This window comes from Burkholderia sp. BKH01, assembly GCF_025685725.1.
Taxonomy (GTDB): domain Bacteria; phylum Pseudomonadota; class Gammaproteobacteria; order Burkholderiales; family Burkholderiaceae; genus Burkholderia; species Burkholderia pyrrocinia_C.
The window spans coordinates 118,050-141,266 of record NZ_JAOTQT010000001.1 but is presented as its reverse complement, the minus strand read 5'-3'; the positions used below and the strand labels follow the sequence as shown (position 1 = coordinate 141,266).

At 66.0% G+C, this 23,217-nt stretch carries 23 protein-coding genes; 17 read left to right on the top strand and 6 right to left on the bottom strand.

Going from position 1 to position 23,217, the window contains the following annotated elements; genetic code table 11:
• Positions 1–3 precede the first annotated feature (3 nt).
• The 4 genes from OEJ37_RS00635 to OEJ37_RS00620 all read left to right on the top strand — a co-directional run bounded on the left by OEJ37_RS00635 (position 4) and on the right by OEJ37_RS00620 (position 2,823).
• Positions 4–1,566 carry an NADH-quinone oxidoreductase subunit C gene (locus OEJ37_RS00635; protein WP_263342833.1) on the top strand — a complete coding sequence of 521 codons (1,563 nt, stop codon included), beginning with the start codon at positions 4–6 and terminating at the stop codon, positions 1,564–1,566.
• Positions 1,566–2,081: an NADH-quinone oxidoreductase subunit B family protein gene (locus tag OEJ37_RS00630; RefSeq protein WP_174419893.1), complete on the top strand. Its 516-nt coding sequence runs from the start codon at positions 1,566–1,568 to the stop codon at positions 2,079–2,081. Before OEJ37_RS00635 ends, OEJ37_RS00630 begins: the two co-directional genes overlap by 1 nt.
• Before the next feature lie 182 nt (positions 2,082–2,263).
• Entirely contained in the window at positions 2,264–2,614 is a 351-nt protein-coding gene (locus tag OEJ37_RS00625; RefSeq protein ID WP_111021415.1) for a hypothetical protein, read from the top strand.
• A complete protein-coding gene (locus OEJ37_RS00620; RefSeq protein ID WP_006489184.1) occupies positions 2,611–2,823 on the top strand; it encodes a twin transmembrane helix small protein in 213 nt (70 codons plus the stop codon). The genes OEJ37_RS00625 and OEJ37_RS00620 overlap by 4 nt, the downstream gene beginning before the upstream one ends.
• Positions 2,824–3,079: 256 nt before the next feature.
• Here the strand turns inward: OEJ37_RS00620 and OEJ37_RS00615 are convergent, their stop codons facing one another.
• From OEJ37_RS00615 to OEJ37_RS00590, 6 genes are all read right to left on the bottom strand, one after another.
• A complete protein-coding gene (locus OEJ37_RS00615; RefSeq protein WP_175945979.1) occupies positions 3,080–4,114 on the bottom strand; it encodes an L-idonate 5-dehydrogenase in 1,035 nt (344 codons plus the stop codon).
• A gap of 109 nt (positions 4,115–4,223) precedes the next feature.
• Positions 4,224–5,663, bottom strand: a complete 1,440-nt coding sequence (locus OEJ37_RS00610; RefSeq protein ID WP_174419890.1) for an NAD(P)(+) transhydrogenase (Re/Si-specific) subunit beta — start codon at positions 5,661–5,663, stop codon at positions 4,224–4,226.
• Positions 5,660–5,980, bottom strand: a complete 321-nt coding sequence (locus tag OEJ37_RS00605; protein ID WP_174419889.1) for an NAD(P) transhydrogenase subunit alpha — start codon at positions 5,978–5,980, stop codon at positions 5,660–5,662. The genes OEJ37_RS00610 and OEJ37_RS00605 overlap by 4 nt, the downstream gene beginning before the upstream one ends.
• 10 nt (positions 5,981–5,990) lie before the next feature.
• Entirely contained in the window at positions 5,991–7,133 is a 1,143-nt protein-coding gene (locus OEJ37_RS00600) for a Re/Si-specific NAD(P)(+) transhydrogenase subunit alpha (RefSeq protein WP_263342832.1), read from the bottom strand.
• Positions 7,134–7,241: 108 nt separating this feature from the next.
• A complete protein-coding gene (locus OEJ37_RS00595; RefSeq protein ID WP_174419887.1) occupies positions 7,242–8,312 on the bottom strand; it encodes a porin in 1,071 nt (356 codons plus the stop codon).
• 156 nt (positions 8,313–8,468) lie between these two features.
• The gene (locus OEJ37_RS00590; RefSeq protein ID WP_124628844.1) at positions 8,469–9,677 is read right to left on the bottom strand and encodes an aspartate transaminase; all 1,209 of its coding nucleotides are present in this window, start codon (positions 9,675–9,677) and stop codon (positions 8,469–8,471) included.
• A 228-nt stretch (positions 9,678–9,905) separates the two neighbouring features.
• Here OEJ37_RS00590 and nac point away from each other — a divergent pair, with 228 nt between their 5' ends.
• The 13 genes from nac (at position 9,906) to OEJ37_RS00525 (ending at position 23,205) form a co-directional block, all read left to right on the top strand.
• Positions 9,906–10,832, top strand: a complete 927-nt coding sequence (gene nac, locus OEJ37_RS00585) for a nitrogen assimilation transcriptional regulator NAC (protein WP_124628912.1) — start codon at positions 9,906–9,908, stop codon at positions 10,830–10,832.
• Positions 10,833–10,968: 136 nt separating this feature from the next.
• Complete coding sequence (locus OEJ37_RS00580) at positions 10,969–11,517, top strand: acetyl-CoA carboxylase biotin carboxyl carrier protein (RefSeq protein ID WP_263342831.1); 549 nt, start codon at positions 10,969–10,971, stop codon at positions 11,515–11,517.
• A 72-nt stretch (positions 11,518–11,589) separates the two neighbouring features.
• A complete protein-coding gene (accC, locus tag OEJ37_RS00575; protein WP_174419886.1) occupies positions 11,590–12,942 on the top strand; it encodes an acetyl-CoA carboxylase biotin carboxylase subunit in 1,353 nt (450 codons plus the stop codon).
• 83 nt (positions 12,943–13,025) lie between these two features.
• A complete protein-coding gene (gene pxpB, locus OEJ37_RS00570) occupies positions 13,026–13,697 on the top strand; it encodes a 5-oxoprolinase subunit PxpB (RefSeq protein ID WP_208459193.1) in 672 nt (223 codons plus the stop codon).
• On the top strand, positions 13,694–14,698 hold the full coding sequence (locus OEJ37_RS00565) for a biotin-dependent carboxyltransferase family protein (protein WP_124628850.1): 1,005 nt from the start codon (positions 13,694–13,696) through the stop codon (positions 14,696–14,698). The genes pxpB and OEJ37_RS00565 overlap by 4 nt, the downstream gene beginning before the upstream one ends.
• A gap of 3 nt (positions 14,699–14,701) precedes the next feature.
• Positions 14,702–15,172: a hypothetical protein gene (locus OEJ37_RS00560; protein WP_124628852.1), complete on the top strand. Its 471-nt coding sequence runs from the start codon at positions 14,702–14,704 to the stop codon at positions 15,170–15,172.
• Positions 15,162–15,944 (top strand): LamB/YcsF family protein, encoded by a 783-nt coding sequence (locus OEJ37_RS00555; protein ID WP_124628915.1) that lies wholly within the window; start codon positions 15,162–15,164, stop codon positions 15,942–15,944. Before OEJ37_RS00560 ends, OEJ37_RS00555 begins: the two co-directional genes overlap by 11 nt.
• Positions 15,945–16,065: 121 nt before the next feature.
• Positions 16,066–16,809, top strand: coding sequence for an SDR family oxidoreductase (locus tag OEJ37_RS00550; protein WP_124628854.1), 744 nt, complete (start codon positions 16,066–16,068; stop codon positions 16,807–16,809).
• A gap of 42 nt (positions 16,810–16,851) precedes the next feature.
• Complete coding sequence (locus OEJ37_RS00545; protein ID WP_174419884.1) at positions 16,852–17,520, top strand: RraA family protein; 669 nt, start codon at positions 16,852–16,854, stop codon at positions 17,518–17,520.
• A 3-nt stretch (positions 17,521–17,523) separates the two neighbouring features.
• Positions 17,524–20,316: a phosphoenolpyruvate carboxylase gene (locus tag OEJ37_RS00540; protein WP_263342830.1), complete on the top strand. Its 2,793-nt coding sequence runs from the start codon at positions 17,524–17,526 to the stop codon at positions 20,314–20,316.
• 122 nt (positions 20,317–20,438) lie between these two features.
• Positions 20,439–21,452, top strand: a complete 1,014-nt coding sequence (locus OEJ37_RS00535; RefSeq protein WP_174419909.1) for a 2-hydroxyacid dehydrogenase — start codon at positions 20,439–20,441, stop codon at positions 21,450–21,452.
• Between the two features lie 299 nt (positions 21,453–21,751).
• Positions 21,752–22,453 carry an amino acid ABC transporter permease gene (locus tag OEJ37_RS00530; RefSeq protein WP_174419882.1) on the top strand — a complete coding sequence of 234 codons (702 nt, stop codon included), beginning with the start codon at positions 21,752–21,754 and terminating at the stop codon, positions 22,451–22,453.
• 2 nt (positions 22,454–22,455) lie between these two features.
• Entirely contained in the window at positions 22,456–23,205 is a 750-nt protein-coding gene (locus OEJ37_RS00525; protein WP_174419881.1) for an amino acid ABC transporter permease, read from the top strand.
• Positions 23,206–23,217: the final 12 nt, after the last annotated feature.

The window sequence follows — 23,217 nt, the reverse complement described above, 5'->3', positions numbered from 1 at the left end:
CGCATGCGACTCGAATCGATACCCAGGGAGGCCGCGGTTCCGCTCGAATGCCGGGCGGGCCAGGTTCGCGCGGCGCTGATGGAAGTCGACCCGGCGGGGTGGCTCGAGGCGGCGCGCGTCGCGCGCTCGGAGCGGAGCCGGCTCGTCGCGATGTGGGGCGGCGACGCGCGCGACGCGGGTTTTGCGGTGAACGCCGCGTACGAATGCGACGACGGCATCCTGTGGGTGCGTCTCGCGACCGGGCGGCAGCCCGACGCCGGCGGGGATTTCCCTGACCTGGCGCCGCTGTTTCCGTCCGCCGCCCGGATGCAGCGGGCGATCTTCGACCTGACCGGCCTGAGTGCGCGCGGCGCGCAGGACGCGCGGCCGTGGCTCAATCACGGCAACTGGCCCGACGACTATTTCCCGCTGCAACGATCGGCGAGCGGTGTCGAGGCGTTCGAATCGAACGAGGCGAATTACCGGTTCGTGCCGGTGGCCGGCGACGGCGTGCACGAGATCGCGGTCGGGCCCATCCACGCCGGCATCATCGAGCCGGGACATTTCCGCTTCTCGGTTGTCGGCGAGAAGGTGCTGCGCCTCGAGGAGCGCCTCGGCTACGCGCATCGCGGCGTCGAGCGACTGTTCGAGCGGACGGCCGCGTCGAACGGCCATCGGGTCGCGGGCCGGGTCGCCGGCGATTCGACCGTCGCGTTCTCGTGGGCCTATTGCATGGCGCTCGAGCACGCATGCCGCACCGCGGTGCCGAAGCGCGCGCTGTATCTGCGCGCGCTCCTGCTCGAACGCGAACGCGTGGCGAATCACCTGGGCGATCTCGGCGCACTCGGCAACGACGCCGGGTTCGGGTTCGGTCTCGCGCAGTTTTCCCGGCTCAAGGAGGACTGGGTCCGGATGAACGATCGCGCGTTCGGGCATCGATACCTGATGGACCGGATCGTGCCCGGCGGCGTGGCGGTCGACGTCGGGCCCGACAGCGTCGCGAGCCTGTCGGACGCGTGCGAACGCATCGAACATGACGTGCGCGTCATGCGGACGATCTACGAAGACCAGTCGGGGCTGCAGGACCGGTTCGTGGGCACCGGCCGATTGACCGCCGAGGTCGCCGCGCACTTCGGCGTGCGCGGCCTGGCCGCCCGCGCCAGCGCTCACGGGTTCGACGTGCGCGCGGCGATGCGGTCCGCGCCGTACGACGAGGTCGCCGTCAACGCGGCGAGCGATCCGCGCGGCGACGTCGCCGCGCGCGTGGCCGTGCGGTTCGCCGAGATCGACGAATCGGTGCGCGTGATGCGCGTGCTGCTGGCGAATCTGCCGGCGGGCGAGGTTGCCGTCGACGTGGCGCCCGCCGCGGCGCCTGCCCGCGGGATCGGCTGGGTCGAGGGATGGCGCGGCGATATATTCGTCGCGCTCGAGACGGAAGCGGACGATGCGATCGCGCGGTGCCATTGCCACGATCCGTCGTGGCAGAACTGGCCGGCGCTCGAACATGCGATCATCGGCAATATCGTTGCCGATTTTCCGTTGATCAACAAATCGTTCAACCTGAATTACGCGGGGCACGACCTCTGATGTGGCAGCTTATCCGGCAATTTGCGCGCACCGATTTTCCCGACGAGCCCGTGCCGGCGGCGGAGGACGCGTGGCGCCGCGAGGAGGGGCGCATCCGGCAGGACATTCTCGATCTGCTCGGGCGCGCGCTCTGCATCCGGCAGATCGACGCGGGATCCTGCAACGGCTGCGAGCTGGAGATCCATGCGCTGAACAACGCCTACTACAACATCGAGGGGCTCGGCATCAAGTTCGTTGCGAGTCCCCGCCATGCGGACCTGCTGCTCGTGACCGGGCCCGTGACGCTGAACATGCGGGCGGCCGTGCTCGCCGCATACGACGCGACGCCGGCGCCGAAGCTCGTCGTCGCGGCCGGCGAGTGCGCGTGCACGGGCGGCATCTTTGCCGACAGCTATGCGGTGTGCGGTCCGGTTGCGTCGATCCTGCCGGTCGACGTGACGATCCCCGGCTGCCCGCCGCCGCCTCGCGACTTGTTGCGCGGGATCCTGACGGCCTGCCGGGCGCGCGGTGTTTGACGTGGCGGGGCCGTGGCGACTTTCAGCGCGTTCGTTCGGGGATCCTGCGATCATCGTGCCGCGACCGGGCCGTGCGGCGCGACGGGTGCCGGGAGCGCGGCCGAATCCTGTGTTTATCCCCGCTTTTATCGGCTGACGAGCCGGATATCCGGCTCGTTTGCCATGACTTCGACTCCTGCTTCATGACACCCATCAAATTCATTCTTCGCTACACGGCGATCCCTTTTACGGCCATCGTGGCCGTGGTGATCTGGACCGTCATACCATCGTCGAAAGAGATCGATGCGAGACAATATGCGGCGCTGTCGCGTTCGTATGCAAGTTTCCCGCTGCCGTTCCGGCACGAGATCTCGGAAGCGATGGACCACGGCCGGATCAACGACCGGCGTTACCAGGCACTCGTGCGCGATTCGCTGGGCAACGGCGTCGCGCTGGACTGGCCGGCATCAGGTGTCGGCGGCATCGCGGACGAACGACAAAAACTGGCCGAACTGATTCAGGCCGATTCGGATCTTCAAAGGCAACACCCATGAAAACTCTGCTGGTCTCCGTGGCATTCGCGATGATTATCGCGAGCCTGATTTTCGCGCTGTATTTCATGAATCACGATCGCGGCAAGTCCAAGCGGATGGCGTGGTCGCTCGCGGCACGCGTCGGGCTGTCGGTCACGCTGTTCCTGTCGCTGCTGATCGCATACAAGCTCGGCTGGATCGAACCGACCGGGTTGCCGATCGGGCGTTGAGCAGGGCACGCCCCGCTGCATGCGGGGCGTTCTCGTGAATGCAAGTTTGATTGGGTAATCGATGTATTGTGATAAGAATACTTATCTTGTTGAACGTTATTTGCGGTAGCGCAAGGCGCGCAGCAAATGCCGTGTCGGTATTACAGCCGTAGATTGCCGTTGGGCAAGGCCGTCACTCGGTTGCCCGGCGCATTCGTCCGTCGGATCGGCTCCATCCGACGGACGCAAACCGAACGACCTGGTCATCCACGGGCTGTCAGTCGAAAGTAACCAGCACCTTCATCGCCTTCGTGCGATCGCCGGCTGTCTGAAAGGCCTTCACGCATTCCTGATACGGGAAGATGTCGGAAATCAACGGCCTGACGTCGACAAGGCCCTTGTTCAGCAGTTCGACGGCTACCGCGAATTCCTCGTGGAATCGAAAGGCCCCGCGCAGGTCGAATTCCTTGGCGACGATGACGTTCATCGGCAGCGCGCCATCGCCACCGAGCCCGACCTGAACGACGATTCCGCGCGGCCGCAGCACGTCGAATGCGGAGCGTAGCGCGGCCGCGTTGCCGCTCGCCTCGAACAGCACGTCGAAGGTTCCTTTGCCGCCCAAGAACTGTTCGAGCCCGGCGGGGTCATCGGCGACGTTGACCGCGAGATCCGCACCGACCTGCGTGGCGCTGTCGAGCGGCATCGCGTTGACGTCGGTGGCGACGATTGTTGCGGCCCCCGCACGGCGTGCAGCCGCGACGATCAGCGAGCCGATCGGACCGCAGCCGGTGACGAGTACGCGCTTGCCGAGCAGCGGCCCGGCGCGGCGTACCGCATGCAGCGCGACCGACAGCGGTTCGGCCATCGCGGCTTCCGCATCGCTGACGGTATCGGCGACGCAATGCGCCTGCGTGCTGTCGATCACGACTTCCTGCCGGAACGCGCCCTGGACGTGCGGCGTACGCATTGCGCTGCCGTAGTAGCGCATATCCATGCAATGGTTCTGCAGCCCTTGCTGACAGTATTCGCACGATCCGCAAGGCCGGCTGGGGCTGATCGCGATACGCTGGCCCGGCGAGAAACCGCGAACGTTCGCGCCGACCCGGCTGACGACGCCGGATACTTCATGGCCCAGCACCATCGGTTCCTTGATGCGAACGGTGCCGAATCCGCCATGATTGTAGTAATGGAGATCCGATCCGCAGATGCCGCCCGCGCGGACGCGAATCAGCATCTGGTCCGGTCCGGCTTCCGGCGTCGGAACATCCTCGATCCGCAGATCGAGCGGGGCATGAATGACGAGGGCCTGCATGAAAGGTGTCTCCGGCTTTGAAGAGGAAGGGGTGACCCCACGATAGGCGCGCCCGACGGGTTCCGCAAAGACGATTATCGTCTGGCCCGAGAGGCGCGGCGAATGACGCTCAGTCCAGCGCTTTCGTCATGTTCTCGATGACCTTCTTCGCATCTGAGAACACCATCATGGTCTTGTCCATATAGAACAGCTCGTTGTCGAGGCCTGCGTATCCCGACGCCATCGACCGCTTGTTCACGATGACCGTGCGGGCCTTGTATGCGTCGAGAATCGGCATGCCGGCGATCGGCGACGCCGGATCGTTCCTGGCGGCAGGATTGACCACGTCGTTGGCGCCCAGTACGAGCACGACATCGGTCTGGCCAAATTCCGCGTTGATGTCCTCCATCTCGAACACCTGCTCGTAAGGCACTTCCGCCTCGGCCAGCAGCACGTTCATATGGCCCGGCATCCGTCCCGCCACCGGATGGATCGCATAACGGACGTCGATGCCCTTGGCGGCCAGCTTGTCCGAGAGTTCCTTGAGCGCATGCTGCGCGCGGGCGACGGCGAGCCCGTAACCCGGCACGATGACGACCGATTCCGCGTTGCCGAGCAGGAACGCCGCATCGTCCGCGGAACCCGATTTGACGGGCCGCTGCTCCTGCCTTGCACCGCCTTGCGCCGCCGATTCGGTGCCGAATCCGCCCAGGAGCACGTTAAGGAACGAACGGTTCATCGCGCGGCACATGATGTACGACAGGATCGCACCCGAGGAACCGACCAGCGAGCCCGAAATGATCAGCATCGGATTGTTCAGGGAAAAACCGATGCCGGCCGCGGCCCAGCCCGAGTACGAATTCAGCATCGACACGACGACCGGCATGTCGGCGCCGCCGATCGGAATGATGATAAGCACGCCGAGCACGAATGCGAGCACGGTCATCGCGATGAACGGCAGCCACGACTGCGTGACGAAGAATGCGATGCCGAAGCCGAGCATCGCGATCGCGAGCGCCAGATTGAGCGCGTGCTGGAACGGATAGACGACCGGCGCGCCCTGGAACAGCCGGAACCGGTATTTGCCGGCCAGCTTGCCGAACGCGATGACCGAGCCGGAGAACGTGATGGCGCCGATGAAGGTGCCGATGAACAGTTCGACCCGATTGCCGTAGGGGATGCTGCGGCCATCCGTGGCGAGCCCGAACGCGGAGGGTTCGCAGACCACGGCGTAGGCGATGCAGACCGCGGCCAGGCCGATCAGCGAATGCATGGCCGCGACGAGCTCGGGCATCTTGGTCATTTCGACGCGGGCAGCGACGATCGCGCCGACGATGCCGCCGATCGCGAGTGCGCCTGCCAGCAGGCCGAGCCCGAGCGTGAGGTTCGACCCCAGTGCGGCGGCCTGCTTGCCGATCAACGCGATCGTCGTCAGGATCGCGATGGCCATGCCCGCCATGCCGAAGGCGTTGCCCAGTCTTGCGGTGCGAGGATGTGAGAGGCCCTTGAGCGCCTGGATGAAGCAGACGGAGGCAACGAGATATAGCAGGGTGACGAGGTTCATGCTCATTGCGCGGCTCCGGAACCTTGCTGACGGTTGTCTTTCTTCCGGAACATCTCGAGCATGCGCCGCGTCACCAGGAAGCCGCCGAATACGTTGACCGCGGCGAGCGCGACGGCCGCCGCGCCGAACGTCTTGCCGGGTCCCCCGACCGTCAGCCCGGTGGCCAGCATCGCGCCGACGATGACGATTGCCGAGATCGCGTTCGTCACGGCCATCAGCGGCGTATGCAGTGCCGGCGTGACGTTCCACACGACGTGGTAGCCGACATAGATCGCCAGCGTGAAGATGATGAGATTGAGGGTGGTGTGATTGATCAGTTCCATCGTGCAGCCTTTATGCGGATTGCTGATGCGAAGCATCGTGACCGAGCAGCGTGGCGGCCACGATGTCGTCGGTCGTATCGATCCTGAGCCGGCCGTCGTCGCCGATGATCAGCTTGAGAAAGTCGAGCACGTTGCGTGCGTAGAGCGACGATGCATCGGATGCGACCATCGCGGGCAAGTTGGTGAATCCCGCGATGTGGACGCCATGCCGCGTGACGACGCGATCCGCTTCGGTCAGCGGGCAGTTTCCGCCACGCCGGCCGTCTGTCTCGGTGCCGCGTCCGGCCGCGAGATCCACGATGACCGAACCGGGCTTCATGTCCCGGACGATGTCTTCAGGAAGAAGGGTGGGCGCCGTTCTGCCGGGGATCAACGCGGTCGCGACGACGATATCGGCCGCGCTGGCGCGCTCGCGCACCAGCGCGCTCTGGCGGGCCAGCCACGACGCGGGCATCGGACGCGCATAACCGCCGGTTCCCTCGGCGGCCTCGCGCTCTTCGTTCGTTTCGAACGGCACGTCGAGGAATTTGGCGCCGAGCGATTCGATCTGTTCCCTGACCGCCGGGCGCACGTCCGACGCCTCGATTACCGCGCCCATGCGCTTCGCCGTCGCGATCGCCTGCAAACCTGCCACGCCCGCGCCGAGAATCAGTACGCGCGCGGCCTTGACGGTACCTGCCGCGGTCATCAGCATCGGGAAAAAGCGCTGGTAGAGCCCCGCGGCGATCAGCACGGCCTTGTAACCGGCGATGTTGGCCTGCGACGACAGGACGTCCATGCTCTGCGCGCGCGTTGTTCTGGGGATCGCCTCGAGCGCGAATGCGGTGATGCCAGCGCCCGCCAGACGCGCGGCACGTTCGGCGTTGAACGGATCGAGCATGCCGATCAGCACGGCGCCTTTTCGCAATAGCGTGAACTCGGTATCCGTGGGTGCCTGGACCTTCAGGACGACATCGGCCTCAAGTGCGCGCGGCAAATCGACGAGCGTTGCGCCGGATGACGCGTACGCGTCATCCGTGAAATTCGCCCGTTCGCCGGCGCTGGCTTGAACGAGCACTTCGTGCCCTCGCGCAGCGAGCTTCCTGACGGTTTCCGGCGTGGCGGCGACTCTCGCTTCACCCGCTACGCTTTCGGCGGGAATGCCGATTCTCATGTGTTCTATCTCCTGAATGGCGCGTGCCGCTCGCCCATGCGTGACGTGACGCGTCGGGCGAACTGACGGAGCCGATCCGCATGGGTCCGGCCCCGTTCGACGCGATCGTTAGAATTTATGCCGCAAGCCGATTGCCGCCTCGAACAGCGAGTTGTAGCCATAGAACGGCTGGTTTGAGCCCGAGGCCGCCGCGAGGGTCGTCCACGCCCCGGTCAGGTGGTTGTAGTCGACGCCGACATACACGTCCGTTCGCTTGCTCAGGAAGTAATCGAGCGTCGGGCCGCCGGTGATCCGGGTGCCGCTCTGTCCCGCGTGATGGACGACGTCCACGTAGACGGGCAGTTTCAGCGTCAGGAACGGCGTGAAGTTGTAGTCGATCGCCGCGGAAAACGAGTCGTTGCGGTAATCCGCCGGGTAGACGTGGCTATAGATATACGAGCCGTAAATCTTCGCGCGGGCGAACGAATACGTCGCCCCCACCGTGAAGATCTTCTGCGCGCTGTCCGGAATCGTGACGCCGAAATACGTGCTGCCGTACACGCTCGACGCCGGATTCAGGCCGCCGATGTCGTTGACGATCTGGTATGCCGCGCCGACGCTCAGCGGGCCGCGGTCGTACGACAGGCTGACGGCCGGGGACGAGTTGCGGTGGATATCGCCCGCGGTCTGGCCGAACGTATAGGATGCCTTGGCGGTGAAGCCTGCGATCGTCGGGGACGTATAGCGCACGGAATTGTCGAGGCGGCCGCCGCCGGTGAGCCCGGCGCCCTGGAAGCCCAGCGTGCCCGTGTAGTTGGCGAGCGCGTAGAGGTCGTGGGACCAGGCCATCTCGTGGGCCAGCGTATAGAGGCGCCCGCCCGAGATCGTTCCGTAGGGGCTGCTCAAGCCGACCATCGCGGTCCGGCCGAACAGCCGCTGGGTGCCGGACGGGGTCGACTGCTGGGAAATCCCGGTATTCGGCGTGAATCCGGACTCGAGCTGGAAGATCGCCTTCATGCCGCCACCGAGATCCTCCGCTCCCTGGAGGCCCCAGCGGCTGCCCTGGATCTGGCCGCCGCTGCCCATCGTGAAGAGCTTGCCGCCGGTCTTGCTCTGGTGCGTGTCGAAGCGGACCGCTTCGTCGATGATGCCGTACAGCGTGACGCTCGACTGGGCGCGCGCAGTCACGGTGACGAGCATTCCACAACCGATTAGGGTAACTAATATTCTGGTGTTCATCTGCATCCCCTTGTCAGTGAAAGTAAAGCGATACCGGGTCCGGCTGCCGCGTCCGCAGGCGCGGCATGCCTTTATGTCATGCGGACGGAAAGCGCAGCAGCGAGTCCGGCCGATCCCTCAGTTCAGTGCGCCGGCCGCTTCGGCGATCTTTCGGCAGCCCTCGCCGATGATGTCCACGCTGGTGGCGATCGACATCCGGAAGTAAGGCGAGAGGCCATACGATGTTCCCGCGACCACCGCCACGCCCGCGTGCTCGAGCAGATACAGAACGACGTCCGAATCGGTATCGAGGCGCTTGCCGAACGGCGTCGTCTTGCCGAGCAGCCCGCCGCAATTGACGTACAGGTAGAACGCGCCGTCGGGTGCGCCGCAGCTGATGCCTGGAATCGCATTGAGCGCGGCGAGCGCGTGATCGCGCCGATCCTGATAGACGCCCACCGATTGCGCGACGAACGTCTGGTCGCCGGTCAGCGCCGCAAGCGCGGCGGCCTGGCTGATCGAACAGGCATTGCTGGTCGATTGCGACTGCAGCGTGTCCATGGCGGCGATCAGGTCGGCGGGGCCCGCCGCATAGCCGATGCGCCAGCCCGTCATCGCGTAGGTCTTCGACACGCCGTTGACGACCAGCGTGCGCGACGCGAGGGCCGGCTCGACCGTCAGCAGATGCGGCGTTCGGCCGTCGGTGTAGCGAATGTGCTCGTAGATGTCGTCCATCATTACGAGGACGTTGGGGTGACGCAGCAGCACGTCGGCGAGCGCGCGCAGTTCGTCTGCCGAATAGGCCGCGCCGGTCGGATTAGTCGGCGAATTGACGATCAGCCACTTGGTGCGCGGCGTGATCGCGGCGTCGAGCGCCGGCGCGGTGAGCTTGAAGCCGTGCGCTTCGGTGCACGGCACGACGACGGGCACGCCGTCGCACGCGAGCGTCATGTCGGGATAGGACACCCAGTAAGGCGCGGGGATCAGCACTTCGTCGCCGGCTTCGACCGTGATCGCGAGCGCGTTGAAGATCGCGTGCTTCGCGCCGCAGGTGACGATGACCTGCTTCGGATCGTAGGTGAGGCCGTTTTCGCGTTCGAGTTTCGCGGCGATCGCGGCGCGCAGCGCGGGGGTGCCGGCGGTCGGCGTGTAGCGGGTTTCGCCGCGTTCCATTGCGTCGACGGCGGCCTGGCGGATATGCGCGGGCGTATCGAAGTCGGGTTCGCCGACCACGAGATTGACGATGGCCTTGCCCTGACGACGCAATTCGGCGGCCCGGTCGGCCGCCGCGCTGCTCGGAGACGGTTTGATGCGCTGAACGCGGGCGGCAATGCGCGATGCACTCACTCTGGGCTCCTGGACGAAATTTGAGTAGCCTTAACAGTAAGCGGGCGAAAACACGCGCGCCAAGATGACTTTCCGCTGGGGCGAGAGCATCCGCTTATGACGAATCGTCCGACGATGCGCGGGCGCGATCCGCATCGTCGTCCGCTGCCGCTAGGGTTTTTGTCCACTTCCCGGGCCGGTGGGTTCGTCCTACCATTAACCGATCCGTACATCGAAGACCTGATCACCGTGAACCTGCGGCGCCTGAAGTATTTCGTGAAGAGTGTCGATATCGGCAGCCTGACGCAGGCCGCCGAGGTGCTGCACATCGCTCAGCCGGCGCTCAGCCAGCAACTGATCACGCTGGAAGACGAATTCCAGCAGCAACTGCTCGTTCGCACGAAGCGCGGCGTGACGCCGACCGAAGCAGGCGTCACGCTCTACCGCCACGCGCAACTGATCCTGCGCCAGTTCGAGCAGGCGCAGGCCGATGTGAAGAGCGCGGGGCAGACGCTGGCCGGGCAGGTATCGGTCGGGCTGGCGCCTGGCACCGGTGCGTCCGCGTTGTCGCTGCCGTTGTTGCGCGCGGTCCGCGCGCGCCATCCGTCGATCCTCCTGTACATCAACGAAAATTTCGGCACGACGCTGAGCGAGCTGATCATGAACGGCCGCATGGACATGGCGGTGCTGTACGGCGACAAGCCCGTGCACGGCCTGTCGTTCCAGCTGCTGATGAACGAGGAACTGTTCCTCGTCGCGCCGCGCAGCATGGGCATCGCGGCAGGCGAAATCGACGTGACCTCGCTGCGCGATGTTCCGTTGTTGCTGCCGCGCCCGTACAACTATCTGCGCAAATACGTCGACGAGGCCTTCGCGCGGATGCAGATGATTCCGAACGTGATCGCCGAGATCGAGTCGGCCACGACGCTGTCCGCAGCCGTCGGGGCCGGGATCGGCGCGACGATCCTGCCGGACTCCACCGCGCGCGTCGTCGCGGAGTCCGGCGACGTCGTCCAGTGCCGCATCGTCTCGCCGGTGATCAAGATCCCGTTGTCGGTCTGCCTGTCGGATCATCTTCCGCTGTCCGAGCCGGCCGCGGCGGTCAAGGACATCCTGCTCGAGCTCGCGGGCGATCTCGCTTTCGACACGCGTTCGGAACCGAACGCGGATACATAAGCTCGCCTTATCGCTACAAAGCGAATCCGTCTTGGCGCAATTTTTCTGCGCCCGATACATTGAATCCATCGTCAGTTGCCCGGCGCGTCGCGCGGGGCGACAGGGCGTGCCGCGATCGGGTCCGCGCAGCCGGTGAATGCACCGCAGCGGCCGTCGTGGCGCAACGTATGCATCGGCGAATTTCCGTTTGCCGTTGCTTGCCAACCGGGCTACGGGCCAAACGATGGATCTCAACAAGATTAAGTCTCTGATCGACCTGCTGTCGGATTCTCCGCTGATGGAGCTCGAACTGATCGAGGGCGACGACAAGGTCAAGCTGGTCAAGCGGAACCTGGGCGATGCCGCCGCCGCGCCGGTGCGCGAAGTAACCCCCGCGCGCGGGTCGCGAGCGCATGCCGGGCGGGAGGCGGCGCTGCCGCCGGCCGCGTCGCCCGGCCTGTCGCCTGTCGAGCCGCGCATCGTACGTGCGCCGATGTTCGGCATCGCGCATCTTCGGCCGTCGCCGAACGATCCGGACTTCGTCCGCGCCGATGATCCCGTGCAGGCCGGCCAGGTGCTTTGCACGATCGAGGCGATGAAGGTGTTTCATGCGATCGAATCGGACTACGCGGGCCGGGTGGCCGAGGTGCTCGTGAATTCCGGCGACGAGGTCGAAGCCGGCCAGCCGCTGTTCCGGATCGAATGACGATGCGCTTCTTCCTTGCCAGCCGTGACGCGAACAGCCGCGGCGCCATCGTAGCCAACGAGCGGGGCGACCATGTTCGATAAGGTGCTGATCGCGAATCGGGGCGAAATTGCGCTCAGGATCCAGCGCGCCTGCCGCGAGCTCGGCCTGCGGACGGTCGCCGTTCATTCGGAGGCGGATGCCGACGCGCGCTACGTTCGCCTCGCGGATCAGGCACTCTGTATCGGGCCTGCGGCGCCGGATCGCAGCTACCTGAACCAGGAGGCGATCCTGCTCGCCGCACGCGTGAGCGGCGCGGGGGCGATCCATCCCGGATACGGCTTCCTGTCTGAAAACGCGGTGTTCGCGGAGCAGGTCGAGGCGGCCGGGCTGGCGTTCATCGGGCCGGCGGCCGACTCGATTCGTGCAATGGGGGACAAGGTGGCGGCCAAGCGCGCGATGCGCGCGGCAGGCGTGCCTTGCGTACCGGGCCCGGACGGCAGCTTGCCCGACGATCCCGACGAGATCCTGGGCATTGCGGCCGAAATCGGCTATCCCGTCATCGTGAAGGCGGCGGGCGGTGGCGGCGGCCGCGGCATGCGCGTCGTGCATGCCGCGCCGCAGCTGCTCGAAGCGGTGGCCGTGACGCGCGAGGAGGCGCGGCGCGCGTTCGGCAAGCCCGAGCTTTACGTCGAGAAGTTCCTCGAGCATCCGCGTCACGTCGAAATCCAGGTGCTCTGCGACAGTCACGGCACGGCGTTGTGGCTCGGGTCGCGCGATTGCTCGCTGCAGCGGCGCCATCAGAAGGTGCTCGAGGAGGCGCCCGCGCCTCACATCGATCCCGGGCTGATTCGCGAAGTGGGCGAGCGTTGCGTGGAGGCTTGCCGGCAGATCGGGTATCGCGGCGCGGGAACGTTCGAGTTCCTGTTCGAGAACGGTCGGTTCTATTTCATCGAAATGAACACGCGGCTGCAGGTCGAGCATCCGGTGACCGAGGCGACGGCCGGAATCGACATCGTGCGCGAGCAGATCCGCATCGCACAGGGCCACGCGCTGACGCTGAAGCAAGCCGACATTCGCACGGCCGGGCACGCGCTCGAATGCCGGATCAACGCGGAAGATCCGTTCACCTTCGTCCCGTGTCCGGGCCGGATCGTCGAATGGGAGGTTCCCGGCGGGAATGGGGTTCGCGTGGATTCGCACCTGAGCGCCGGTCAGGTCGTGCCGCCGTACTACGACTCGCTGATCGCGAAGGTCGTGACGCATGGCGCGACCCGCGACGAGGCGATCGCGCGCATGCGCGTCGCACTGTCGGAGATGCGCATCGAAGGAATTCGGACCAACGTGCCGCTGCATCGCGCGATCCTGGACGATCCGGCGTTCGGCGACGGCGGTGTGGATATTCATCATCTGGAACGCTGGCTCGCCGCGCGGGAGGCCGTATGACCCGAATCGTCGAGCCTGCGCCGCCCGGGCTGCAGAGCGACATCGCAGCCGCGTGTCCCGAGCCGCAACGAAGAGTTCTCGCAATGAAACAGGATGAATCGGAACAGAAGCTGCACGTCAGTCTGCTCGGCACGACCGCGATGCTGTTCGAGGCACCGGGCGCGCTCGACCTGCGAGTGCAGCGCCGCATCTGGGCGCTCGCGCGCACCGTCGAGCGATGGCCCGGCGTGCGCGAGGCCGTGCCCGGCGTGACCAACCTGATGCTGACGTTCACGCGTCCGCCGAAGGATCCCGCCGCACTGGAAGCGCAGCTGGTCGACGCATGGCATGCCGCCGGCGAACTCGACATCGCGGGCAACGTGATCGAACTCGCGGTGCAGTACGGCGGGGAGTTCGGACCGCATCTGGACGACGTGGTCGCGCATACGGGCCTGTCGGTCGACGACGTCGTCGGGATTCATTGCGCGCCGCTCTATACGGTGTATGCGCTCGGCAGCCATCCCGGCTACTGCTATCTCGGCGGCATGGACCCGCGTATCGCCACGCCGCGACGCAAGGTTCCGGTGCTCGGGCTGCCCGGCGGCGCCGTGTCGATCGGCGGCGTGCAGACAGGTGTGTCGGCCTCCGCGGGCCCCAGCGGGTGGAACACGATCGGCCGCACGGCGATGACGTTTTTCGACCCCGCGCGCGAGCAGCCGGCCACGCTCGCGCCCGGCGACATGATTCGTTTCCGTGCCGAAAGGATCGTCCGATGATCGAGATCTTGTCTTCAGCCGCATTGGCCACGGTGCAGGACCGCGGTCGCGAGGGCTACCTGCGATTCGGCGTGGGCACGTCGGGGGCGATGGACCGGGTCGCGCTCGCGATCGGCAACCTGCTGCTGGGCAATCCCGACGATGCGGCCGCGATCGAAATTCCGATGTTTCCGTTTCGCGTCCGCTTCCTCGAGGATCTGGCGTTTGCGATCACGGGCGCCGATTGCGCGGCCCGGCTCGACGAGCGGCCGATTCTCCCGTGGTGGACGATCGAGGCCAGGCGGGGTGAAGTGCTGACGATCGGCATCCCCGCATCGGGAACGCGCTGCTACCTGTCGCTGGCGGGCGGCGTCGACGTGCCCCGTGTGCTCGGGTCGCGCAGCACGCAGTTGCGCGGGGAGTTCGGCGGATTCAACGGACGGCCGTTGCAGAAGGGCGACGTGCTCCACGCGATCGGGCTCGATGCGCGTGCACCGTTGCAGTCCGCCGCGAACGGCGGGTTCGGCGCGGTGCCGCCGGCCTATCTGTTGCCGACGCCCGCGGCCATGCCGGCCGCGGACGGCGGCGACACGGTGGTGAGGGTGTTGCCGGCCGCCGAGTACGAGTGCTACGACGCCGATTCGCTCGATGCATTCTGGCGTGAAGGCTGGAAGGTGACGCCGCAGAGCGATCGATACGGTTATCGGCTTGCCGGCCCGACGCTCGCGGCCCGTCGGCCGATCGAGAAACGCTCGCACGGCATCGTGCCTGGTGTCATCCAGGTGCCGCACAGCGGCCAGCCGATCATCCAGCTGCGCGACGCGCAGCCGTCGGGCGGCTACCCGAAGATCGGCACGGTGATCGAGGCCGATTTGTGGCGCCTCGCGCAGGCACGGATCGGCACGCGAATTCGCTTTGCCAGGACGACTTACGAGGAGGCGGTCGACGCGCTCGACGAAGTGGAGCGCTATCTCGCCAAGGTTCGCAATCTCGCCGGGCTGTTCCGTGCGTCGAAATACTGACCGATGACAAACAACAACGAAGTGGATATCCAGGAGCTTCGGCAGGTCACGTCGTGGCTTGCCGCCGCCGAGATCGAATTCGCGGAGATCCGGCTTGCGGGATCGACGGTCCGCCTGACGCTCGAGCCTGAGGTGCCGTCGGGCGATGCGGGCTCGATCGGGACGCCGTCGCAGGTTGCCGCCCCGACGTCGATCGTCAGGTCGCCGTCGACCGGAATCTTCGTGACCACCCATCCCGACCGGGCGGCGCCGCAAGCCGCGATCGGCCATCGTGTCGAAGCCGGGAACGTCGTCGGTCTGCTGCAGATCGCCGAGTTGTACAGGCCGGTCGTCGCGGAGCGCGGCGGCGTGATCTCGGCGATTCATGCGGAACCGGGGGGCCTCGTCGGGTATCGGGCGCCGCTGTTCGAACTGGCGGCCGACGTGCCGCCGCCACCCCTCCCACGCATCGAGAGAGCAGATGATGGAAATTGACCTGAATGCAGATGTCGGCGAAGGATTCGGCCCGTACCGGATGGGCGACGACGAAGCGATGTTCGATATCGTCTCGTCGATCAATATCGCATGCGGTTATCACGCCGGCGACCCGGTGATCATGGATCGGACCGTGCGCATTGCCGGCGCGAAGGGAATCGACCTCGGCGCGCACGTCGGCTTTCCCGATCTGCTCGGGTTCGGGCGGCGGCCCATTCAGGCGGACCCGCTCGAACTCGCGAAGTACGTGCTGTACCAGATGGGCGCACTCGAAGGGATCGCACGCGCGGCAGGCCATCGCCTGACCCACATGAGCTTTCACGGTGCGCTCGGCAACATGGCCGCCGCGTCGTTTGAACTCGCGGAGCCGCTGGTGCGGGCGGTTGCGGAGTTCGACCGGAATCTCGTGATCAGCGTGTCGACCAACACCGAGATCGAGCGCGCGGCCGACCGGATCGGCATGCGCACGGCTAACACGTTCCTGGCCGACCGCGCGTACGACGACCACGGCGCACTCGTGTCCCGCAAGCTCGCGGGCGCGGTGATCAAGGATCGGGCGGCGGTGCTCGCACGCGTGCAGCAGCTGCTCGAAGACGGCACGGTCACCACGATCGCGGGCAACACCATCGGGATGAGCGCGAGGTCGATCCTGCTTCATGGCGACACGCCGGGCGCGGTGGAACTCGCGCGCACCGTGCGCAGCGCGATCGAAGCGAAGGGCGGGCGCGTGGTGCCCGTATCGCGGCTCGTCGATCGCCCGTCGCCGTCATAAGTCCGCCTTATCGCACCACATCGAATCCGTATTGGCGCACGAATTCGGCGCCGAATACATTGCCAGATATCGACAGCGTTCATCGACATGCCGATGCAACGCGAATCCACAGAGGTGAACCATGCCGTTTTCCGATTACAAAACCGCACTCGTCACGGGCGCTTCGACGGGGATGGGCGCCGCGATCGTCGAGCGCTTTTGCCGCGAGGGGCTCGAGGTCCATGCACTGGCGCGCAGCGCGGACCGGCTCGACGCGCTCGCGAAACGCACGGGGTGCATTCCGCATGCGATCGACGTCTGCGACCTGGACGCGGTCACGAAGCTGACGCAGGAAGTCGAATTCGACATCGTCGTGAACAACGCGGGGGTATCGCGCAAGGGGTCGATTCTCGACGCCAACGTCGACGACATCGACGTGCAGGTGGAAGTCAACCTGCAGTCCGTGCTGCATATCGTGCGGCTCACGATGCCGGGTATGGTCGAGCGCGACCGCGGGCACATCGTCAACATCAGCTCGATCGCGGCGATCTACAACTTCAACGGCAACTCGATCTATCACGCGACGAAAGCGGCCATTCATGCGTTGTCGCGACAGCTTCGCGTCGACGCGACCGGCCGGCGCGTGCGCGTGACGGAAATCTGCCCGGGACGCGTCGCGACCGATATCTTCGGCCACGTGAGCGGCGACATCGAAGCGGCGCGCAAGCAGTTCATCGAAGGGTTCGAGCTGCCGCAGCCGTCGGATATCGCGGATGCGATCGCGTTTGCGATCGCAGCGCCGCTCGCGGTCAACATCAGCAACATGGAAATCCTCCCGACCCTGCAGGTGCCGGGCGGTCTCACGACGGTCAAGCGCGACGCATAAGCGGATCGATTCGGTCACGTCCAAACGAACGGAGAGCACATCATGCAACAACGTATCGGTTCCCGAAAGAACGCGTCGGCGCCGCAGGCCGATCCTGCGATCATCGACGCGCTGCGCGACATTCCGGCCGCGCTGATCAGCGACAACATGCGGCGCATCGTCGGCACGGCCGCGCTGCGCCCCTATCACCGGTCGGGCGGGATGGTCGGCACCGCGGTCACGGTACGCGTGCGCCGCGGCGACAATCTAGCGATTCACCGCGCGTTCGAGTATTGCCGGCCGGGCGACGTGCTGGTCGTCGACGGCGGCGGCGACGTCACACAGGCGCTGCTCGGCGAAATCATGTCGATGTATGCGGAGAGCATCGGCGTGGCCGGGCTCGTGCTCGACGGCGCGATTCGCGACGTCGCGGCGATCCGCGAGAAGGATTTCCCGGTGTTCGCGCGAGGCGTCACGCACAAAGGGCCCTACAAGGCCGGTCCCGGCGAGATCAATGTGCCCGTGTCGATCGATGGCCTGGTGATCCATCCCGGCGATATCGTCGTCGGCGACGATGACGGCCTCGTCGCGTTTCCGCAGGAAGAGGCCGAATACCTGATCGGGAAGGCGCGCGCGCAGATGCGCAAGGAAGCCGACACGATCCAGTCGATCAAGGAAGGCCGCTTCGACCGTTCGTGGATCGACGCGTTCGAAGCGAACATGGCTGGCTGAGCGATGGAACCGCGCGGCGAAGCATGCGAAGGCGCTGCCGTCACGGCGCTGGCGAACCGGCTTCTGGCACTGACCGCCGCGACGCGCGTGCGGTCGGAGGGTGACCCGTTCGCCAATCCGGTGCTGTCGCTCGCATGTTCGATCATGCAGTCGATCGGCGACGGGCGAATCGGCGGCGGAGATACGCTCGAGCTGGTGCGACAGCTGCGTGACCAGGCGTTCTCGGATCGGGCGGCGCGGATCGCCGCCTATGTCGGCGGCGTCGGTGTCGACGCGAACGAAGCGGCGCTCGAATCGATTGCCGGTCGTGTCGTGTGCGACGCGAACGACTGGGACGGCTTTCGCGCGCGCGCCGAGCGCACCCGCTATGCGGCGGTATTCACCGGCCATCCGACCTTCGCGCTGAATCCGGAGGTCGCGCGCCATCTCGCGGATCGCGCTTGCGGCGCGGCGCCACGGCGATTCGAGTCGCATCGCCCGGGGACGGTCACGCTCGACGCGGAGTTCCAGCAATCGGTGCAGGCGATCGATCATGCCCGCGATGCGCTGGATCGCTTCAATGCCGCATTGCTGTCGGCGGCACGCCGGGCATTTCCCGACCGTTGGCTGGCGCTGGTGCCTCGGCCGCTGATCGTGTCGACCTGGGTCGGCTACGACACCGACGGCCGGACCGACATCGGCTGGTGGGATACGCTGCGCTTTCGCCTGCGGATCAAGCGCCTGCAGCTTGCGCGCATTCATCGGCAGGCGTCCGCCGTCAGCAGCGCGCGGAAGCTCACCGAACGTGTCGCGAAGGCACTCGACGTGCTGGACCGCCAGATCGCCGCATGCCCGGACGGCGCGGATGCGCGCCAGACTTCCCGGTTCGCGCAGGTGCTCGTCGCGCACCGAGACGACGCGCTGGTGGAGCCGGAAACGCTGGACGAGCTTTATCGCGACGCGATCGCGGCTGCGCCCGATCGCGACAAGCTGGCGCTGGCCGTGTCGCGCGCGGGCCTCGCATCGCACGGGCTTGCGCTCGCGCATACGCATTTCCGGCTGAACGCCGCGCAGCTTCATAACGCCGCGCGTCAAAGGCTCAATATCGCCGATTCCGTCGATGCGCCGCTGCATCGGCGCGCGATGCTGGCGGCGATCAACGCCGAGCTGGACAAGGTGCAGCCGCTGCCGGTCGACTTCGGCGCGCTGCTCGAGGAGCAGGCGACGGCAGCGCGGACGATGATGACGATCGCGCAGCTCGTCAAGCACATCGACGGCGCGACACCGGTTCGATTCCTGATAGCGGAGACTGAGAGCGGATACACGTTGCTGGTCGCGTTGTGGCTTGCTCGGCTTTTCGGCGTGGAGCGGCATGTGGAAATCAGCCCGCTGTTCGAGACCGAGGAGGCGCTCGAGCATGGCGCGCATGTCCTCGATGAAGCGCTGCGCAGCCCGCACTATCGCGCCTACGTGAAATCGCACGGACGGTTGGCACTGCAATTCGGCTATTCGGATTCCGGCCGCTATGTCGGTCAGCTTGCCGCGAGCTACCTGATCGAGCGGCTCAGGATGAAGATAACCGGCATGCTCGCGCGCCACGGGCTGGACGGCGTCGAGGTCGTGCTATTCGACACGCACGGCGAAAGCGTCGGCCGCGGTGCGCATCCCGGCTCGCTGGCCGATCGCCTCAAATACCTGTCGCCGACGGCATCGCGCCATGCGTTGAACGATTGGGGGTTGCAGGTACGGGAGGAGAGCGCATTCCAGGGCGGCGACGGCTATCTGCTGTTTGGCACGCCGGCGCTGGCGCTCGCGACGGTCGCGCGGATCGCCGAGCATGCGTTCCATCATGCGGTCGGCCCGGTCGACGATCCGATCTACGACGATCCGGATTTCGCCGCCGATTTCTTCGGTTCGGTGCGCGCGACGATGACGGCGCTCGTCGACGACGCAGGCTATACGGCGATGCTGAGCGCGTTCGGTCCCGCGCTGCTCGACCGTACGGGTTCGCGGCCCGCGGCGCGGCAAGCGGACGGCGCCGCGTTCCGCGCCCTGATTCGCCACCCGAGCGAACTGCGCGCGATCCCGAACAACGCGATCCTGCAGCAGCTCGGCTGGTGCGCGAACACCGTGCACGGCCTGGGCGCCGCTGCGGCCCGGCAGCCGGAGGGCTTCATGGAGATGCGCGGGCGCAGCCGCAGATTCAGGCGCGCGCTCGATCTCGCGGAAGCCGCGTTCGCGCACTCCGACATCGAAGTGCTGAGAGCCGTGACTTCGTTGCTCGATCCCGGCACGTGGCTCGACCGCGCGCTTCACACGGCGGATGGCGGTGCGCGGGACGCGCTGCTCGCGGTCGCCGCGATGCTGGAGCGGATCGACGCGTCAGCTGCGACGCGGGCGATGTTCCGCCGCGCGCTGGCCGACGATCTGGCGCTGCGCACCGTATGGCCGAATCGCGCACGCATGAGCGATCGCGAAATTCTGCTGCATGCGCTGCGGCTTGCGCTGATCCAGCTGGTCTGGTTGAAGGCGACGGAGATTCCGGAATTTTCGCCGCGGCCCGATGTGACGGTCGACGATCTGCATCGGGCGATCGTCGGCCTCGACATGCCGTCCGTGCTGCCGGTACTCGGGCGGATATTTCCCGAGCGGACGGACGATACGGCCGAATACGAGTACGCCGAGCCCGCCGCGCCGCGCGCGTCGGGCTCCTATGCGAGAGAGCACCGCGAGATTTTCGCGCCGATGCGGCAGTGGTTCGAATCGATTCGCGAAATCTCCGTGGCCGTAACCCACGAAGTCGGCACGTTCGGCTGACGCCGCCCCGCACGCGTATCGCGGGCGATGGCGTTCGCGATGCGACGCGCACCGGGCGGCCTCGGGCGCCGGCACGGTCCGACTCATTCAATCCTTACCGAAATCCAACAAGGAGTGTTGTCATGCGAGCGTCGATTCTTGTGACCCGGGCGTCGTTTCCCGACATTGTCGAGCGTTTGAGGGGGCCCTTCGACGTGACCGACAACCCGGACGACACGATCTGGTCGCAACTGGAACTGATCGCCCGGCTGCAGGGGAAACGCGGTGCCGTCACCGCGGGCAGCGACCGGATCGACGCGACCCTGCTCGATGCGTGCCCCGGGCTCGAGGCGGTCTGCAACATCGGTGTCGGGTACAACAACATCGATGTCGACGCGTGCTCAGCGCGCGGCGTGATCGTGACCAACACGCCGGACGTGCTGACCGACACGACCGCGGATTTCGGGTTCGCGCTGATGATGGCGACCGCGCGGCGCATCACCGAGTCCGAGCACTTTCTGCGCAGCGGCGCGTGGACGAAGACGGGACGTTACGACATGTTCGTCGGCTCGGACATTCATGGCGCGACGCTCGGGATACTGGGCATGGGCCGCATCGGCCAGGCGATCGCGCGTCGCGGCGCGCTCGGTTTTGGCATGAAGGTGATCTATCACAATCGCTCGCGACTATCGCCGGAAGTGGAGGCGGGATGCGGCGCGCGCTATGTCGACAAGGACGCGCTGCTGCGCGAATCCGATCACCTGATCATCGTGGTGCCGTATTCGTCGACCTCACATCATGCGATCGGCGCGCGCGAGCTCAGGCAGATGAAATCGACGGCAACGCTGACGAATATCGCACGGGGTGGCGTGGTCGACGACAGCGCACTGGCTGCCGCGCTCGCCGAAGGCGCGATCGCCGCGGCGGGACTCGATGTCTTCGAGGGCGAGCCGGTCGTATGTCCGGCATTGCTCGCGCAGAAGAATGTGGTGCTGACGCCGCATATCGGCAGCGCATCGGTGGCGACGCGACGGGCGATGGCGTCGCTCGCCGTCGACAACCTGATCGCGGCGCTGGGATCCGGACCCCACGCCGGCCGGCCGCCGACGCCTGTCAATCCGCAAGTGTTGATCGACGCATCGCGCGTCGGTCGATAGCCGCCTTAGGCGCACCGATCGACGTATGGGTGTTTGCCCGAACGCATCGCCGACCGGGGGCGCGACGGTCGACCGGAACGCGGCGCACAGCGCCGCCGCACGGGGCTCGAGCGAGTGTGCCGACCGGTCATTGCTCGAGCTTATCGCACCAGAGGAAAGGCGTCTGCAAGCTGCTTTTTTTGCGGGCTAGTATGAATTCAACGCAGTCGTCGATGCCGGCACCGCGTTGAACCACGAAGTCATGGCGGGGCGCGCGTCGCGGCACGCCACGATCCGGATTCATTCGAGAGGCGCGGATTATGAAGCTGCATTTTGACCTTTCTGCAGTGCTGCGAGGCGACTACGGTGCACTGTTTCTGCACGGCATCGAGCTGACGCTGTTGATGGCCATTTCGGCGTGGCTGCTGTCGATCGTGGTCGGGTTGACCCTCACGTTGATTCGCATGACGAATATCCGGATCGCGGAACGCTTCGTCGCCGCGTTCGTCGCGTATCACCGCAACGTGCCGATGCTCGTGCAGATCCTGTTCTGGTACTTCGGCATCTCGAACATCCTGCCTGACGGGATTCAGGCGTTTCTCAACCAGTACAACGGCCAGTTCGTGTTCGCGGTCGTCGCGATCGGCCTGTGCAGCGGCGCCTATTTCTCGGAAGACATCCGCAGCGGGTTGCGCGCCGTTCCGTACGGCCAGTATGAAGCCTGCCGCGCACTCGGCCTGAATTTCCTGAAGGGGATGCGCCATGTCGTCCTGCCGCAGGCGCTGCGAAACGCGATCCCGCCGATGGTCAATCATGCGGTGCTGCTCTTCAAGAACACGAGCCTCGCGATGGCGATCGGCGCCGCGGAGCTGACCTACGTGACGCGGCAGATCGAGAACGACACGTTCCTGTCGTTCGAATCGTATTTCGTCGCAACCGTGATGTATCTGGCCATCTCGCTGCTGATCATGCTCCTGGGCGCACGGCTCGCAGCCTTCTACCGTATTCCGGGAGTGAAATGACCATGTTCGAGATCATTCGAGACAACTGGGCGCTGTTGCTGATCGGTCAGTATCCGCACGGGCCGCTCGGCGGCATCGCGCTGACGATCCTGCTTTCCGTCGCCGCGCTCGCGATCGCGTTTCCGCTCGGGATACTCGTTGCGCTCGCGAGAATCAGCCCGTTTCCGGTGCTGCGCGCGCCGGCCACCGCGCTTGTCTACGCGGTGCGTGGTGTGCCGCTGCTGATGGTCGTGTTCTGGGTGTACTTCCTCGTGCCCGTGCTCACCGGCTATCCGGTCACGGGGTTCGTCACGATGCTGTGCGCGCTCGTCGTCTATGACTCGGCGTATCTCGGCGAGATCATTCGCGGCGGCATCGAAGCGCTGCCGAAAGGGCAGATCGAGGCGTCGCGTGCGCTCGGCATGAGCTACCTGAAGACCATGCGGTGCGTGGTCCTGCCGCAGACCCTGTACAACGTGGTGCCGAGCATGATGACGCAGTTCGTATCGACCATCAAGGAGACGTCGCTCGGCTACATCATCAACGTCCAGGAGATCTCGTTCGCGGCCGACCAGATCAACAACCGGCTGCTGACGAAGCCGTTCCCGGTCTATCTGATCCTCGCGCTCTGCTACTTCGCGCTCTGCTACGCGCTGACGCAGTTCGCGCAATACCTGGAACGCCGTGTGACGCGCAAGCGCGCCGGCATGAACGTCCGCGCGAAGTCGGCGAACGCGGTTTCGCTGGCCGGCTCGGTATCCACCGGGAACTGAGTGACCCGACTC